The sequence below is a fragment of the Promicromonospora kroppenstedtii genome, assembly GCF_044389675.1.
In the GTDB taxonomy this organism is placed as follows: domain Bacteria; phylum Actinomycetota; class Actinomycetes; order Actinomycetales; family Cellulomonadaceae; genus Promicromonospora; species Promicromonospora kroppenstedtii.
This window is the reverse complement of sequence record NZ_JBIRYI010000006.1, coordinates 182,306-198,643: the sequence shown is the minus strand read 5'-3', so window position 1 is coordinate 198,643 and position 16,338 is coordinate 182,306. Positions and strand designations below refer to the sequence as shown.

Sequence of the window (16,338 nt, the reverse complement as noted above, 5' to 3'; positions counted from 1 at the left end):
CCGCCTCACCGGGCACGGCCTAGCGGCGCGCGGCCTGCCCGGCCTCGGCGCGGACCGCGTCGAGCATGTCGTCCACGGAACCCGCCGGGTCGGTCACCGGCGCCTGGACCCGGCGCACGGTGCCGTCGGGCGCGATCAGCAGGGTGGTCCGCTTGAGCCGGTCCGTCCCGGCCGCACGGAACACCGGCAGGCGCAGGGCGGAGGCCGCCAGGCCGTCCTGGTCCGAGGCCAGGGCATAGGGCAGGCCGGCGTGCATGGCGAAGGCCGCGAGCTGGTCGGGGCGCTGGGTGGACACGCCGAGCACCCGCGCGCCGGCCTCGGCGAGGGCCGCGGTGCGTGCGGCGTAGGTGTTGCACTCGAGCGTGCAGCCGCGGGTGCCGGGGATGTCGCCCCAGCCGGCGGGGTACCCGTCCGTGTCAGGAGCGTAGGCACCCGGGAAGAGGAAGAGCACGGTCCAGCGGTCGGGGTCCACGAGGCCGACAGGGGTGTCGTCGTGCGCCGTGAGCGTCACGTCCGGCACCCGCGTGCCGACGAGCGCGTGTACACGTCGTGCCTCCGCGTCGCCGACGGCGCCCGACACGGTGCCGTCGCCCATCACGTGGCGTGTCCCCCACTCCTGCAGCGCGACGAGCACGGGTACGAGCCCCTCGCCGCGTCGGGTGAGCCGGTAGTCGAACCGGGGCGGGTGCGCGGAGTACGGCACCCGCTCCAGGACGCCGTCGTCCACGAGCCGGCCGAGCCGCTCGGTCAGTGCCCGTCTGCTGAACCCGAGCTCGTGGGCGAGCACGTCGAAGCGTGAGACGCCGGCCGCGGCCTCGCGCACGATCAGCAGGCTCTGCCAGTCGCCGATGACGCCGAGCGACTGCGCGATCCCGCAGTCGGCGTCGGCCAGGTCCTCCTTGCGCATGCGCGCCATCCTCTCGCACGTCGTCGCCTGGGTGCCGTCGATCGGCCCCGGTGCCTGGGCGGCGTTGCGCCATCCGCCGCACCTCTGCCACTGTACGGGCAGTCAGTTCCAAATTGGAACCCACTACGTGATCACGACGGAGACACCCCATGACGACGACGGCCCCGACCGCCGCACGCTCCTTCTGGACCTTCTGGGCAGCCACGACGACCAGCAACACGGGCTCGGCGGTCACGAAGATCGCCCTGCCCCTGACCGCCGTGCTCGTGCTCGACGCCGGACCGTTCGAGACCGGGCTGCTCGCCGCGGCGTCCTACCTGGCCTGGATCGTCATCGGGCTGCCCGCCGGTGCGGTCGTGCAGCGCTGGCCGCTGCGCGGCACCCAGATCGGCACCGACCTCGTGCGGGCCGCCGCCATCGTGTCGGTGCCGCTGGCCTGGTGGACCGGCCACCTGACCCTGGCGCAGCTGTTCGCCGTGGCGCTCACACTCAACTTCGCCGAGGTGCTGTTCTTCAGCGCCAGCACGACGTTCATCACCTCCGTGGTGCCGCGCGACCAGCTCACGAGCCGCAACTCGCTGATGTCCGGGACGCACGCGGTGACCGAGCTCGGCGGGCCCTCGCTGGGCGGGCTGGTCGTCCAGCTCGTCGGCGCCGCACCCGCGCTGCTGCTCGACGCGGCGTCCTACGTCGCCTCCGCCGTGCTGCTGCGCACCCTTCCCGAACGGCGCCAGCCGGGAGACGACGACCCGACCCCGCTGCGCCGGCGCATCGCCGTGGGCTGGCGGTTCGTCACCGGCCACCCCGTCCTGGCGCCGTGCACCTGGTGGGCGTGCGTGGTCAACACCGTCTGCGGCGCCCAGCTCGCCCTGTTCACGATCTACCTGGTGCGGGAGCTGCAGGCACCGGCCGCCGTGGTCGGGCTGCTGCTGGCGACCGAGGGCGTCGGGGCGCTCCTCGCGGCCGCGGCGACACCCTGGCTCGTGCGGCGGTTCGGCTCGGCGCGCGTCGTGCTGTTCGACGGGCTCGTCGGGTTCGCGGGCGCCCTGCTGATCCCCGCTGGTGCCGGCCACTGGGGCTGGCTCTGCTTCGCCGCCGGCAACCTCCTCTTCGCGGCCAGCGTCGTCCCCGGCAGCGTCGTCACCCGCACCTACCGGCAGGTCGCGAGCCCGCCCGAGCTCCTGTCCCGTGTCATGGGCACCGTCCGCTTCGTGTCCTGGGGCTGCATCCCTCTGGGCGGCCTGATCGCCGGGGCGGTCGCCGAGACGGCCGGGACCCGGGCGGTGCTGCTCGGGTCGGCGTTCGTGATGCTCGCCGGTCCCGCGATCCTCGCGGCGAGCCCCGTACGGCGGCTGCGGAACCTGGAGGACTACGCGACCCCGCAGCCTGTGGCGCCGTGACCGGCCGCCCCCGGGGTGGCCGCCCGGGCACCCCGCCCGGCGCCGTCCTCGACACACCCCTCGCCACCACGACCAGGCCGAACGCTCCGACTACGCTGCCCACGTGGCGTACACCGAGCAGCGCACCGACTCCGAGGGCCGCACCGGCTACGTCGGCCGATACCGCGTCGACGGGCGCCTGCGCAGCACCCGCCGCTTCACCGTCCGGCGTGAAGCGCTCGCCGAGGCCCGCCGGCAGGAGGAGGCGGGCAAGCACGCCGAGTGGATCGACCCGTCCGCGGGCCGCGTCACGATGGCCGAGTGGTTCGCCACCTGGCAGGAGGCCCGCGTGGACCGCGCGCCGCGCACCGTCGAGGCCGAGCACGAACGCTTCCGGTCGCTGGTGGCACCCACGTTCGGGGACCGCCCCCTGCGGCAGGTCACCCACGAGGACGTCGCCCGCTGGGCCGCCACCATGACCTCGCCCACCACCGGCGAGACCGCCTCGCCCGCCCGACGCCGGGACGCGGCCCGGCTCCTGGTGGCCCTCCTGGACGCCGCGGTCGACGCGCGCCGGCTGCGCAGCAATCCCGCGCGCACGCCGTCGGGCAAGGTGCCGGCCCTGCCGCGGGCGCCGAAGACCAAGCCGCACCGGTACCTGTCCCACGAGCAGCTGCGCCGCGTGGCCGACGCGACGACGTCGGCACAGACCCGCACGCTCGTGCTGCTCACGGCCCTGACGGGCCTGCGCTGGGGTGAGGTCAGCGCGCTGACGGTGGCCGACGTCGACCCGCTGCGCCGCCGCGTGCGCGTGGCCAAGGCCTATACCCGGCTGGACGACGGCACGCTGCTGCTCGGCGACACCAAGACCCATGCCCGGCGTGAGGTGCCGCTGCCGTCGTCCCTGGTCGGGGCCGTGGCCGCCCAGGCGGCGGGGCGTGCGCCCGGCGACCTGCTGTTCACCGGGACGCGCGGCGGTCCCCTGCGCCGGGAGAGCTTCGACCGGTCGGCGTTCCGGCCCGCCGTCGACGCGGCCGGCGGCGCGGTCCGCACGCTGCGCCAGGCCCTCGGCCTGCCCACCCCGGGCCTGTACGACGACGACGTGGTCGCCGCGGTCCGCCGCCTCCAGTCCGAGGGCGGGGTGGAGCCGACGGGCGTGACCGACCCCGCGACATGGGCGCTGGTGGCCGCCGCCGACCGGGCGCGGGCGGAGATGACGCGCGGCGAGAAGGTCAGCCGCACCCGGCTGCTGGTCGCGCTGTCACGGACCACGCTCGCGCCGGGCGCCGAGGACTTCGACACGCTCACGCTGCACGACCTGCGGCACACCGCTGCGTCGCTGGCGATCTCCGGCGGGGCCACCGTCAAGGCGGTCCAGCGCATGCTGGGCCACGAGTCGCCGGTCCTGACGCTGTCCACGTACGCGGGCCTGTTCGAGGACGACCTCGACGCCCTCGGCGAGACGATGAGCGCGGCGTTCCAGGCGTCCGCCGTCGTGCCCGGGGCCGGGCCTGGTGCCGTGGGCGGTGCGGTCGAGGGGCCCGCGGCGGTCACGCCGATCCGGGCCGTACGCAGCCGCGCGGGCTGACCCGAACTTTTTCTCGGGAATCGGTGATCCTGATGTCGAGAACCCGACGAGCGCTCCGTCCTAGGGTCGAGGGCGCAGAGACCGCGTCCGTACCGCGTCCACGACGCAGGGCCCCGCGGGGCCCGTGACCCAGGGAGACAACCATGGCGAAGTACCTGCTGCTGAAGCACTACCGGCGCGGCGGCCCCGAGTGGGTTCCCGGCACGGACGTGCCGATGGACCAGTGGAGCCCGCAGGAGATCACCGACCACATCGACTACATGCGCCGGTTCGCCGAGAAGCTCACCGAGAGCGGCGAGTTCGTCGGCGAGGGCGCGCTCTCCCCGGAGGGCACGTTCGTCCGGTACGGCGGCGAGGGCCGCCCGCCGGTGACCGACGGGCCCTTCGCGGAGACCAAGGACCTCATCGCCGGCTGGATGATCATCGACGTCGAGTCCCAGGAGCGCGCCTACGAGGCCGCGGCCGAGCTGTCCGCCGCACCGGGCGTCGGCGGCCGCCCCATCTACGAATGGCTCGAGGTGCGGCCGTTCCTGGGCGAGGACCTGACGATCTCCGAGTGAGCCGGACGACCTGAGGAAGGCTGGACGTGGACCACGACGCGGTGAACGACCGGGTGCGGACGCTCGCACCGCAGGTCCTCGGCGTCCTCGTCCGTCGCGGAGCAGACTTCGCGACGGCCGAGGACGCCGTCCAGGAGGCCTTGATCGAAGCCGTGCGGCACTGGCCCGACGACCCGCCGGACGACGCCAAGGCGTGGCTGCTGCGGGTGGCCGGCCGCAAGCTGATCGACCTCCAGCGGTCCGAGGCCGCCCGCCGGCGGCGTGAGGAACGGGCGGGTGACGAGCCGCCGCAGGGCCCCACCGAGCAGTCCGACGACACACTGCTGCTCCTGAGCCGCTGCTGCCACCCCGCGCTCAGCCCGGCGTCGGCCATCGCGCTGACGCTCCGGGCCGTGGGCGGGCTGACGACGGCGCAGATCGCGCGGGCCTTCCTGGTCCCCGAAGCCACGATGGCGCAGCGGATCTCGCGCGCCAAGCGCACCATCACCGGCGAACGGTTCGACACGCCCGGCGACGCCCGCGCGGTGCTGCACGTGCTGTACCTGATCTTCAACGAGGGCTTCACCGGCGAGATCTCGCTGGCCGACGAGGCGATCCGGCTCACGCGCCAGCTCACCGTGTCCTCGGCGGCCCGCCCCGAGGGAGCCGACCCCGAGATCGCCGGGCTGCTCGCGCTCATGCTGCTGCACCACGCGCGACGCGACGCCCGGTACACCGCGTCCGGCGAGCTGGTGCCACTCGACGAGCAGGACCGGACGCTGTGGGACACCGCGATGATCAGCGAGGGAGTCGACGTGCTCCAGACCGCCCTGTCCCGCGACCGCCTCGGCCCGTACCAGGCCCAGGCCGCCATCGCCGCCCTGCACGACGACGCACCCGTCGCCGCCGAGACGGACTGGCCGCAGATCCTGCAGTGGTACGACGAGCTCGCCGGGCTCACGGACAGCCCCGTTGTGGCACTCAACCGCGCCGTCGCCGTGGGGCAGGTGGACGGGCCGCGCGCCGGCCTGGCCGCGCTGGCCGCCGTCGACCCGGGGCTGTCCCGGTGGGACGCCGTCGCGGCCCACCTGTACGAGCGCGCCGACGACACCGAGCTGGCGGTGCGGCACTACACGACCGCGGCGGACCGGGCGACCAGCGCCGCCGAGCGCACGCACCTGATCAAGCAGGCGGCGCGGCTGCGGGCCGGTCGGTGAGGCCTGTCCCTGCCGCGAGGTAGGCCTCCAGGGCTGCGGCCCCGGCGAGCATCGCGCGGCCGCGGTCGGTGAGACGTCCGTGCCACTCCGCCAGGGTGCCCCGCAGCGGCGCCAGGCCGCCGGCCGTCCGCACCCGCTCGATCAGGGGCACGATCTGCTCCAGCAGATACCCGCCGCGACGCAGCTGGTGGGTCAGGCGGGCGTCGCGTACCGCCGCGGCGTCGTAGACCCGGTAGCCGGTCCGCGGGTCCCGGCGCGGCCGCACCAGGCCCGCGCGCTCCCAGGTGCGCAGGGTGGCGGGCCGGATCCGCAGCTGCGCCGCGAGCGGGCCGACGAACGTGTCCTGGGCCTCGGTCCGCGGGGCCGGTCGGGCGGACCGAGGGCCGGCGGTCGTGGCGTCCAGGTCGCGCAGGGCGTCCTCGACGGCGCGCAGCGTCCGGCGGTCCTCCAGGAGCACGGCGTGACTCTCGTCGATCAGCCGGAACGCCTCACCCACGGCGCCGTCGTGCACCGCGCGCATGATCGCGGCCGCGCCCTGGTGACCGTGCCCGGGCACCAGGGCCAGGAAGGCGCGCAGCGCACGGGCGTGCCGTGGCGTGTAGGCGCGGTGGCCGGCGGGCGTGCGGTCGGCCGCGGGGAGGATGCCGGCGTCCTCGTAGTTACGGACCGCCTGCGTGGACAGGCCGTGCCCGCGAGCCAGGTCGACGGGCCTCAGCCGGACACCCGTTTGAAGGTTGTGCGCCACCTACCGCTCCGTTCTGGGGCCAGGTCTCAACCGGGCCTTCAACGATACCGTTGAGGGAATGGTGAGAGACATCGAGGACACCCTTCATCCCTTCGACGCCGCCTCCGTGCTGGCCCTGCTGACGGACCGGCCCCGGATCCTGGCCCTCGGCGAGCCGACCCACGGCGCGCAGGACCTGCTCCGGACACGCAACGCCCTGTTCCGCGAGCTCGTGGAGCATCACGGCTACCGCACGATCGCCCTGGAGACCGACTGCCTCGCGGGCCTGCTCGTCGACGACCACGTCACCACCGGCCGGGGCGACCTCGACGACGTCCTGGCGCGCGGCCTGAGCCACGAGTGGGGCGCGTACCCGGGCAACCGCGAGCTCGTGCAGTCGATGCGAGCCCACAACGAGGGCCGACCGGCCGCCGAACAGGTCCGCTTCGCCGGCGCCGACGGGCCGCTGGAGATCTCGGCGGCCGCCAGCCCCCGTGCGGCCCTCACAGCGCTGCACGACTACCTGTCCGCCCGTGTGGACGCCGACCTGCTGCCCTGCACCGCCGACGTCCTGGACCGCATGATCGGCCCGGACGAACGCTGGACCGAGCCCGACGCCATGATGGATCCCGCCCGGTCGGTCGGGCAGTCCGCCGAGGCCAGGGAGCTGCGCCTGCTCGCCGACGACCTGGCGACCCTCCTGGAGACGCACGCCCCGCAGCTCGTGACCGCCTCCACGCCCCAGGAGTGGGACCGGGCCCACCTGTACGCGCGCACCGCCACCGGACTGCTGCGCTACCACTTCTGGATGGCCGACCCCACGCCCGCACGCATGACGCGCCTGCTCGGGGTCCGCGACGCCATGATCGCCGGGAACCTGCTCGCCCTGGCCGAGCGCGGACCCGTGCTGGTGGCCGCCCACAACAGCCACCTGCAGCGCACCCGGAGCACCATGACCATGTGGGACCAGCCGCGCCTGGCGTGGTGGGGCGCCGGGGCACTCGTCAGCACCCGGCTCGGCGGCCGGTACGCGTTCGTCGCCACGGCGCTCGGGACGCTGCGGGGCCAGGGTGTGGACGTGCCGGAGCCGGACACGGTCGAGGGTCTGCTGTACAGGCTCGGCGGGCCCGGGCGGGAGCAGCTCCTGGTGGATGCTCCGAGGCTGGCCGCACTGCTCCGCGAGGACGGCACTGCCGGGACGGCGCTCGCGGCCCGCGTGTCCCCCTGGTTCGGCTACGCGCCGCTGGACCCGGCCGACCTGGCGGAGGCCGACGCGGTCGTGTTCGTCAGGGACGTGCCGCGCCGGTAGGCACCGGATCGAGCCCGCAGGCGGCCCAGACGCTCGGGCTGACACCCCGGGTCCGCTTGAACGCGGCGCTGAACGCGAACGCGTCCGTGTAGCCGACGGCGCGCGCGACCTGGGCGACGGTCGTCGCGTCGCGGTCGGTCAGGAGGTCTGCCGCGAGCGTCATGCGCCAGCGGGTCAGGTAGGTCAGGGGCGGTTCGCCCACCAGGTCGGCGAACCGCTTGGCCAGGGTGGAACGCGACACGCCGGTCCGGTCGGCCAGCGACCCGACCGTCCAGGGCGCCGCCGGCTCGGCGTGCAGCAGGCGCAGCGCGTCGCCGACCACCGGGTCCCGCTGCGCGGCCCACCAGCGCGGGGGCTCGCCGCCGGGCCGGTCGAACCAGTCGCGCAGCGTGCAGACCAGCATCCAGTCCAGGAGCCGGTCGAGCACCACCTGCTGGCCGGGTGTGTCGACGGCGACCTCGGCGGCGAGGTGCTCCACCACGGCGTCGGACGTACCCCCGGTGCCCACGCACAGCACCGGGGGTAGTGCGTCGAGCAGGCGTCGGCTGATCTCGCCGCGTACCGGGTAGGCGCCGACGATCAGGGTGGTCGCGCTGCTCCCGGTGCTCCCGCCCGGTGCGTCGCCTGCGTCACTCACGACGTCGGCGTCGTGCCAGCCGAGCCGGTGCCGGGTCCCGCCCAGCTCGGGCGTCGCGCAGAACTCGCCGCACGCGATCGGCTCGGCCGACGTCCCGACCTCGTCGACGAAGGTGAACGTCTCGGGGCCGCGCACGACGGCGGTCTGCCCGGCGCGGAGCTGCACGGCCGGGCCCTGCTCGGGGACGATCCACCCGCCGCCGCCCAGGACCGTGCACAGGGTCAGCGGAGCGCCGTCCACGAAGTCCAGGGCCCAGGGCGGGGTCAGGGTCGAGCTACCGAACAGGGAGCCGTGGGCGCGCACCCCGCGGATCAGGTCACTGAATGCGTCCATCCTGGCGAGGCTAGACGATCACCCATGCGATTCGGCGCTCTGCCCATGGATTCGTCCGATCGGGTGCCGTTGGATCGGTGGCATGAGCAACAACACCACCCTGGTCCTCGGGGCCAGCGGCAAGACCGGGCGGCGCGTCGCCGCCCGGCTCCGGCTGCATGACGTGCGGGTCCGTGCCGCCTCGCGGTCCAGCCGGGCGTACTTCGACTGGTCCGAGCCGGGCGGCTGGGACCACGTGCTGCGAGACATCGCCACCGTGTACGTGGTGCCACCCGCCGTGCCCGGGCCGGTCCACGAGCTCGTAGTGCGCGCCGAGGCCGCCGGCGTGCGACGCCTGGTCCTGCTCTCCGGCCGCGGCGCCGACACCTGGGGCGACTCCTCTTTCGGGCTGGACATGCGCTCTGCCGAGGAGGCCGTACGCGGCTCGGCCCTGGAGTGGACGGTGCTGCGCGCGTCGAACTTCGACCAGAACTTCGACGAGGATCTCTTCCACGCCCCGCTGCTCGCCGGCGAGCTGACGCTCCCCGCGGGGAGCGTCCCTGAGCCGTTCGTCGACCTCGAGGACGTCGCCGACGTCGCGGCGGCGGTGCTGACCGAGCCCGGACAGCACGCCGGGCGGACCTACGAGCTGACCGGGCCGCGCGGAGTGACCTTCGCCGAGGCCGTCGACCTGATCTCCCGGGCGTCCGACCGGCCCGTCACCTACCGGCAGGTCTCCCCCGCCGAGTACCGCACGGCCCTCGTCGAGGCGGGCGTGGGCGAGGACGACGCCCACCACGTCGCCGAGATGTTCGTGCTGATGGAGCGCGGACTGCTGGCCGGGCCGACCGACGACGTCGAGACCGTGCTGGGGCGCCCGCCGCGGGCCTTCGAGGAGTACGTCGTACGGGCCGCGGCCGCGGGGGCCTGGCGCTCCTGACCCTTTCCCACAGCCATCTTCCGAAGACCTCCCGAGAGGACCCACCATGAGCGCCACCAGCCTGACCCCCGAGGACCTCCAGCTCCTCACCCGTCCCCTGCACGGGTTCCTCTCCGTGGCCGGCCCGGCTCAGCCGCCCCAGCCGCGGCCCGTGTGGTTCGAGGCCACCGCGGACGGGACCGTCCAGCTGTTCACGGAGCGGGACTCGTTGAAGGTGCGCCGCCTGGAGCGTGACTCTCGTGCGTCGCTCGTGGTCGCGGCCCCGGTGGGCGAGGACGAGCGCTGGGTCTCCGTCGCCGGCCGCGCCACGGTGGAGGCCGACGGCGCCCGGGACCTGGCGTCTCGCCTCGCGGCCCGCTACTGGGACCTCCGGGACCAGGCCCGGGCCGACGCGCTCGCCGCGATGCTGCGGGTCGACCTGCTCCGTGTCGTCATCCGTCCGGAGGCCGTGCGCCGGTATCCGTCCTGACGTGCCGCGCCGGGAGTCACGGCCACTCCAGCCGGGATCCGAGCTGGATCCCCCGTGGATTCGCTGCTCACCATCTGCTCTCCGGACATGGAGTAGCGACCTCCAGAAGGGCTCATACCGTTGATATCTCGCCACTGAGCGACTCCCTACGCACCCGCTTCAGGAAAGCGGGTGCGTAGTTTGTGGCGCAAAAGTCGGAGTAGTATTGCGCTACTACTCGTACTACTACGAGTGGCGAGATGACGGCGAAAAGATGGGGCTGACGATCAGCGGCCGTCCGATCGCGGGCATCGACACGACGACCTGAGCGGGGAACAACGTGCGGGACAAGGAACGGGTCTTCCAGGCGGCGGACGCCCTGGTGGCCGAGGGTGTGGCGGTCACGGTCACGAACGTGCGCGAGCGCGCCGGGTGCTCGAACGCGACCGCCACGAAGTACCTGCGGGAGTGGCGCGAGACGAGGGCCGCCGAGAGTGACGCACGCTCGGCGCTCCCCGAGCTCCCCTCCTCGGTGAGCACCCTGGCCGAGCGTGGCATCGAGGCGCTGTGGGGAGCGGCGGTCGAGGCGGCGCGCACGGAGCACGAGGCGGCCGCCGCGGCGTCGGAGGAGGCGCTGTCCGCGGTCGCGGGCGAGGCGGACGCCCTGGCCACGCGCGTGGACGAGGCCGACGCCGAGCTGGCGCAGTTCCGGGCGCTGCTGGAGACCGCGCGGGAGCACGCGCGCGCGGCGCAGGACGAGCGAGGGGTGGCCGAGGAAGCACGCGCGGAGTCCGCGGCGTCGGCCGCCCGGCTGGAGGGCGAGCTCGCCGCCGCCCGGCAGACGCTGCAGGCGGTCCGTGACGAGCTCGACCAGGACCGGGCCGCGGCCACGGCCGCCGAGCGCGCCCGGTCCGAGGCCGAGGCGGCGCGCGCTCAGGCCGAGGGCGCCGCCGTCGGGCTGCGGGAGTCGCTGACGGACGTGCGCGCCGCGCTGGAGGCCGCCCGGGGCGACGTCGCGCAGGCGAACCGGGACCGTGCGGCCGCGGAGACCGGCAGGTCCGCCGCGGAGGCCGCCGTCGCCCGGCTGGAGGGTGAGCTCACCGCCTCGCGGGACGCACTGGAGGCCGCGCGCCGGCAGGCGACGGAGGCGGAGCAGGCCCGCGTCGCCGCCATCGCGGCCCAGGCGCAGGCCGAGGGTGCGGCGGCAGGGCTGCGGGAGGCGCTGGACGCCGTCACGGAGTCGGTCGCGGACGGTGCGAGGGCCAACGCTGGGGCGAAGGACGCCGCGATGGCCCAGGCGAAAGCCGATCCCGGCGCCTGACTCCACCCCCTGGCCCCGGCGAGTGTCAGTGGCGGGTGCTGAGATGGCGACATGAGCCTTCGAGGATTCTCCACCATCAACTACTGGGCCGACGACGTCGGTGCCGCCGCCGACTGGTACTCCGAGCTGCTCGGCGTCGAGCCGTACTTCCAGCGCCCCGGACCGGACGGGAAGCCGGCCTACGCGGAGTTCCGCATCGGGGACAACGAGGCCGAGCTCGGCCTCGTCAGCCGCGCGTTCGCGCCCCCGGGACTGCCCGCCCAGCCCGGGGGCGCGCTCATGTACTGGCACGTCGACGACCTGGACGGCTTCGTGGCCCGTCTGCTGGAGCTGGGCGCCACCGAGTACGAGCCGATCACCCCGCGCGGCGACAACGGCTTCGTCACCGCCTCCGTCGTGGACCCGTTCGGCAACCTGCTGGGCGTCATGTACAACCCGCACTACGTCCAGCAGTTCGGGGGTGGGCCCGGGGCCGCTAGGTTGCCTGAGTGACTTCCGCACCCCTGACCTCCGCGCCCGAGATCATCAGCTCGCTCCTCGACCTGACCGCATGGACCGTCTTCGACGTCGACCCGGAGGGCCGCATCCTGGCCGGGAACGACGAGTCCGGCAGCATGCAGCTCGTCGAGATCTCGCCGGACGGCAGCCGCACCCAGCTCACCGCGCTGCCGTCCCGCTGCTCCGGCCGCTACGTGCCCCGCACCCGCACCGTGGTGGTGCAGCACGACAACGGCGGCGACGAGCAGATGCAGCTCAGCCTGCTGGAGATCACCCCGGGCGCCGCTCCCGCCACGACGGAGGACCTCACACCCCTCGTCCATGACCCCGCGTACAAGCACGACCTGGCCGACGTCTCCGCCGGATCCGTGGTGTTCCTGACCAACCGGCGCGACGGCGTCGACTTCGACGTCGTGGTCCACGACCTCGCGACCGGCACCCAGACCACCCTGTACGACGGCGGCGGATACCTCGTCGACGCCGTCGCCTCCCACGACCGGCGCTCCGTGGCGATCACCGTGCTCAGCAGCCGGCCGCGCTCCACGCAGATCCTCGTCGCCGGCGCCGCGGACGCCGCCGTCACCGGAACGGTCACCCCGGCCGACGAGCACGCCCACCACACCCACGTCTCCTGGACGGCAGGCGACGACGCCCTGGTCATGGCGTCCGACCACGAGCGCGAGCACCCCGCCGTCGTCCGGGTCCGCACAGAGGCCGACCGGGCCGCGGGGACGACCTGGGAGACCCTCGTCGAGGCCGCCGACCACGACCTCGAGGTGGTCCTCTCCCCCGACGGCTCCGTCATGGTCGTCGGCCACCACCAGGACGGCGTCACCACCCTCGCCGTCCACGAGCACGACGGCACCCACCGCTGCGACGTCACCCTGCCCGACACCGGCGTGCCCACCGTCGTCTGGGCCCCCGACTCCTCACGCTTCGCGGTGCACCTCACCGCGTCGGGCGACCCGGGCTCCATCCACCTCGTCGACGCCACCACCGGGACCGCCACCACCCTGGTCGACGGCCGCGCCCAGATCCCCGACGGCCTGCCCATCGCACTGCCCACCGTGCACCGCGTCCCCACGCCCGACGGCGAGCAGATCCCCTGCTTCGTCTACCGGCCCGCCACCACCGACACCCCGGTCGCCGGTGCGTCCGTCGTCCTCGTGCACGGCGGCCCCGAGGGCGAGGCCACCCGCCTCTTCTCCCCCGTCATCCAGGCCCTCGCCGGCGCCGGGTTCACCGTGCTGGTGCCCAACGTGCGCGGCTCCGCCGGCTACGGCAAGCGCTGGGTCAGCCTCGACGACGTCGACAAGCGGCTCGACTCCGTGGCCGACCTCGCCGCCCTGCGCGCCTGGCTGCCCGAGCTCGGCCTCGACCCCGAGCGCAGCGCCCTGTGGGGCGGCTCCTACGGCGGCTACATGGTGCTCGCCGGTACCACCATGCAACCCGACCTCTGGGCCGCCGGCGTGGACATCGTCGGCATGTCCTCCCTGGTCACGTTCCTGGAGAACACCTCCGAGTACCGACGCGCCGCCCGCGAACGCGAGTACGGCAGCCTCGAGCGCCACCGCGACCTGCTGGTCGCCGCCTCACCCATCACCTACCTCGACCAGCTCCGCGCGCCCCTGTTCGTCATCCACGGCGCCAACGACCCCCGCGTCCCCCTCTCCGAGGCCGAGCAGATCACCACGGCGCTCGCGGACCGCGGGATCCGGCACGAGCTGCGGGTCTATCACGACGAGGGGCACGGCCTGGCCAAGCGGGCCAACCGCAAGGACGCCTACCCGGCCGCGATCGCGTTCCTGACCGAGATCCTGGGGCGGTGAGCGCACCGTGACCTTCGAGGAGCGCCGCCTGCGCCTGTCGGTCGACGACCAGATCGAGGGCCGTTACCTCGAGGTGCCGTTCGAGATCCCCGGGCGTGGCGCGGACGCCCTCGAGGTCACGCTCGCGTACGACCGGGACGCCGCCGTGATCGACCTGGGCTGCCGCGACCCGGAGCGGTGGCGCGGCTGGTCGGGCGGTGCGCGCTCCCGGTTCGCCATCGACCCGGGAGCGCAGCCGGTCGCGAACCTGGGCACCGGCACAGGCCGCGGCGCGGCCACGCCCGGGTACGAGCCGGGCGAGCTCGTCCCGGGCGCGTGGGCGGTGGTGCTCGGCCTGCACCGGCTGCCCGCCGAACCGGTCGACGTCACGGTCACCATCGCCACCGGGTCCGACGCCGGGCCGGTCGAGGACGACCCGCCGGCGCCGCCCCCGCCGTCGGGCACCGGGACCGGCCGCACCAGGCTGGGCCGCGACCTGCCCGCGCCGGACGGCCTGACCTGGTACGCGGGCGACCTCCACGCGCACACCACGCACTCGGACGGGACGCTGAGCATCGCGCAGCTCGCGTCCGCCGCCGTCGGGCGCGGCCTGGACTTCCTCGCCGTGACCGACCACAACACCGTCTCGCACCACGCGCACCTGCCCGGCGTCGGCGCGGCGTACGACCTGTGCTTGTTGCCCGGGCAGGAGGTCACCACGCACGCGGGCCACGCGAACGCGTTCGGGGACATCGGCTGGGTGGACTTCCGGCGTCCGGCGCGGCAGTGGCTGTCCGACGTCGAGGCGCGCGGCGGGCTGCTGTCCGTGAACCACCCGCTGCAGGACGACTGCGGCTGGCAGTTCCCCGTGCGGACCGGATTCCTGGAGCTCTGGCACATCTCGTGGTTCCTCGACCTGACGGCGACCGGGCCGTGGGCGTACCTGCGGGGCCTCGGCTCGTCGGACGGCGACCCGGGCACGCGTCCCGTGTTCCTGGGCGGCAGCGACTTCCACACGCCCGACCAGGGCTACCCGCCCGGCACGCCCACGACCTGGGTCGCGGCGGCCGACCGCTCGCCGGAGGCGATCCTGGACGCGATCCGCCAGGGTCGCACCGCCGTCAGCCGCTTCCCGGGACCGAACGAGCCCGTCCTGGTGCGGGTGGGCGACGACCTGGTCGCGGTCGACGCGGACGGCACCGTCCTGGTCGAGGGCCTGCCCGACGGCGGCACCGACCGCAGGCGGCGGGTCCGCGGGGACCGCGTGACGTTCTCCGCGCCGCGCGAGCAGGGCCCCTACCGGCTGGAGGCGGCGGACCGGACGCTGCTCGCGATCAGCGCGTGACCGGCCGGCTGCCCGCGCCGGCGTCCTGCGGCGCCGCGGGCAGCCGGATGAACCGCGACACGACCGTGCCGATCGTCAGCAGCACGAACGGGTACACCGACAGGTACACGCGGAACGCCTGCCCGGGGTCCGGTCCGGGGTCGGCGCCCGAGCGGTAGCCGAACCACAGCGCGAGCGACGCCAGCGCCGCCGCCGTCAGCAGGCCGTTGAGCCGGCCCAGCACCCCGAACGCCGCCAGGAACAAGCCGCTGCGGTGGGTGCCGTGCTGTGCGGCGTCGGCGTCGAGCACCCGGGCGATCACCAGGTCGTTGGTCGCGAGCACGCCGGAGTAGCCCACGGCCACGGTGAGCCCGGCGAGGATGCCGGTGACCAGGTCGGTCGCGAAGTACAGGGGCACGAACCCGACGGCCGCGACCGGCAGCGCGAGCCGCCACGTCCAGGCCGCGCCCTTGCGCCGCACCACGGCCGCCCACACGCTCAGCATTCCGATCGACACGGCGATCACGACGAGCTGCAGGATGCTCGCGTCCAGCGCCGACCCGCCCAGCGTGTGCGCCACGTACAGCTGCAACCCGCCGAGCACCAGCGCCATCGCCGCGCCGTAGCAGGCGTTGACCAGCCCCACGGTCCAGAAGTGCACCGTCGAGAGGATCTGACCGACGGACCGGAAGAACTGCGGCTTGGGCTCCGCGTCCAGGGCCGGGTCCTCGCGCACGCCGAGCGCGGTCCACAGGATGACCGCCGCCGAGACCACGCCGAAGATGATCGCCAGCCGCCCGTAGCCGACGGCGGAACCCTCGGTGCCCAGCACGTTCCGCGCCAGGACGGGCGTCAGCGCCAGTGCGATCACCAGGGCGACCAGCTGCGCGCCCTGCCGCACCGCGTTCGCCGTCGCCCGCCGTCGCTCGTGGGTGAACAGCTCCGGCAACAGCGCGCCGTAGCTGGCGTTGATCAGGGAGTCCGCCATCTCCGTGGTGATCGCGAAGACCGCGAACCACACCGCGAGCCCCACCGCCGAGTCCGCCACCGCGCCCGGCACCGTGAACAGCGCGATCGTCGTGGCCGTGAGCACCAGCGCGCCGACCACCAGGTACGGCCGACGCCGCCCCCACCGCGAGCGAGTCCGGTCCGAGAGGTACCCGAACACGGGGTTGTCCAGCGCGTCCAGTACCCCGTACACGGCGTACACGGTCGCGTAGACGACGGCGTCCAGGCCGAGCACCTCAACGTACACGTAGAGCATCGAGCCCTTGACCAGGTTGATCGGCAGCGACGTGCCGAACATCCCGACGCCGTAGCGCAGCGGCGACGTCCCGCCCGCACCCCGGGGCGGGGATCCTGCCTGCGGCGCGTCCTCGGCCTCCAC

At 74.4% G+C, this 16,338-nt stretch carries 15 protein-coding genes; 11 read left to right on the top strand and 4 right to left on the bottom strand.

Going from position 1 to position 16,338, the window contains the following annotated elements; all coding sequences use genetic code 11:
- Nucleotides 1-19 precede the first annotated feature (19 nt).
- Nucleotides 20-907: a winged helix-turn-helix transcriptional regulator gene (locus ACH47X_RS11565; protein WP_397404353.1), complete on the bottom strand. Its 888-nt coding sequence runs from the start codon at nt 905-907 to the stop codon at nt 20-22.
- 149 nt (nt 908-1,056) lie between these two features.
- Here ACH47X_RS11565 and ACH47X_RS11560 point away from each other — a divergent pair, with 149 nt between their 5' ends.
- The 4 genes from ACH47X_RS11560 to ACH47X_RS11545 all read left to right on the top strand — a co-directional run bounded on the left by ACH47X_RS11560 (nt 1,057) and on the right by ACH47X_RS11545 (nt 5,630).
- Nucleotides 1,057-2,307: an MFS transporter gene (locus tag ACH47X_RS11560; protein ID WP_397404351.1), complete on the top strand. Its 1,251-nt coding sequence runs from the start codon at nt 1,057-1,059 to the stop codon at nt 2,305-2,307.
- A gap of 103 nt (nt 2,308-2,410) precedes the next feature.
- A complete protein-coding gene (locus tag ACH47X_RS11555; RefSeq protein ID WP_397404349.1) occupies nt 2,411-3,874 on the top strand; it encodes a tyrosine-type recombinase/integrase in 1,464 nt (487 codons plus the stop codon).
- Nucleotides 3,875-4,017: 143 nt separating this feature from the next.
- A complete protein-coding gene (locus ACH47X_RS11550) occupies nt 4,018-4,434 on the top strand; it encodes a YciI family protein (protein WP_397404347.1) in 417 nt (138 codons plus the stop codon).
- A gap of 26 nt (nt 4,435-4,460) precedes the next feature.
- On the top strand, nt 4,461-5,630 hold the full coding sequence (locus ACH47X_RS11545; protein WP_397404345.1) for an RNA polymerase sigma factor: 1,170 nt from the start codon (nt 4,461-4,463) through the stop codon (nt 5,628-5,630).
- On the opposite strand, the gene ACH47X_RS11540 is transcribed toward ACH47X_RS11545, so the two are convergent.
- A complete protein-coding gene (locus tag ACH47X_RS11540) occupies nt 5,596-6,375 on the bottom strand; it encodes a MerR family transcriptional regulator (RefSeq protein WP_397404343.1) in 780 nt (259 codons plus the stop codon). The two genes, ACH47X_RS11545 and ACH47X_RS11540, sit on opposite strands and share 35 nt — an antisense overlap.
- Nucleotides 6,376-6,433: 58 nt before the next feature.
- On the opposite strand from ACH47X_RS11540, the gene ACH47X_RS11535 reads away from it, so the two are divergent.
- Nucleotides 6,434-7,663, top strand: a complete 1,230-nt coding sequence (locus ACH47X_RS11535; protein ID WP_397404341.1) for an erythromycin esterase family protein — start codon at nt 6,434-6,436, stop codon at nt 7,661-7,663.
- On the opposite strand, the gene ACH47X_RS11530 is transcribed toward ACH47X_RS11535, so the two are convergent.
- Nucleotides 7,641-8,633 (bottom strand): AraC family transcriptional regulator, encoded by a 993-nt coding sequence (locus ACH47X_RS11530; protein WP_397404339.1) that lies wholly within the window; start codon nt 8,631-8,633, stop codon nt 7,641-7,643. The two genes, ACH47X_RS11535 and ACH47X_RS11530, sit on opposite strands and share 23 nt — an antisense overlap.
- 82 nt (nt 8,634-8,715) lie before the next feature.
- Here ACH47X_RS11530 and ACH47X_RS11525 point away from each other — a divergent pair, with 82 nt between their 5' ends.
- From ACH47X_RS11525 to ACH47X_RS11500, 6 genes are all read left to right on the top strand, one after another.
- Entirely contained in the window at nt 8,716-9,552 is an 837-nt protein-coding gene (locus ACH47X_RS11525; RefSeq protein WP_397404337.1) for an NAD(P)H-binding protein, read from the top strand.
- A 46-nt stretch (nt 9,553-9,598) separates the two neighbouring features.
- Nucleotides 9,599-10,021 (top strand): pyridoxamine 5'-phosphate oxidase family protein, encoded by a 423-nt coding sequence (locus ACH47X_RS11520; protein ID WP_397404335.1) that lies wholly within the window; start codon nt 9,599-9,601, stop codon nt 10,019-10,021.
- 319 nt (nt 10,022-10,340) lie between these two features.
- The gene (locus tag ACH47X_RS11515) at nt 10,341-11,321 is read left to right on the top strand and encodes a DNA-binding protein (RefSeq protein ID WP_397404333.1); all 981 of its coding nucleotides are present in this window, start codon (nt 10,341-10,343) and stop codon (nt 11,319-11,321) included.
- 51 nt (nt 11,322-11,372) lie between these two features.
- The gene (locus ACH47X_RS11510) at nt 11,373-11,813 is read left to right on the top strand and encodes a VOC family protein (protein ID WP_397404331.1); all 441 of its coding nucleotides are present in this window, start codon (nt 11,373-11,375) and stop codon (nt 11,811-11,813) included.
- The gene (locus tag ACH47X_RS11505) at nt 11,810-13,648 is read left to right on the top strand and encodes a S9 family peptidase (protein ID WP_397404329.1); all 1,839 of its coding nucleotides are present in this window, start codon (nt 11,810-11,812) and stop codon (nt 13,646-13,648) included. Before ACH47X_RS11510 ends, ACH47X_RS11505 begins: the two co-directional genes overlap by 4 nt.
- 7 nt (nt 13,649-13,655) lie before the next feature.
- The gene (locus tag ACH47X_RS11500) at nt 13,656-14,972 is read left to right on the top strand and encodes a CehA/McbA family metallohydrolase (RefSeq protein WP_397404327.1); all 1,317 of its coding nucleotides are present in this window, start codon (nt 13,656-13,658) and stop codon (nt 14,970-14,972) included.
- Here the strand turns inward: ACH47X_RS11500 and ACH47X_RS11495 are convergent.
- Entirely contained in the window at nt 14,962-16,338 is a 1,377-nt protein-coding gene (locus ACH47X_RS11495; RefSeq protein ID WP_397404325.1) for an MFS transporter, read from the bottom strand. The genes ACH47X_RS11500 and ACH47X_RS11495 overlap by 11 nt on opposite strands.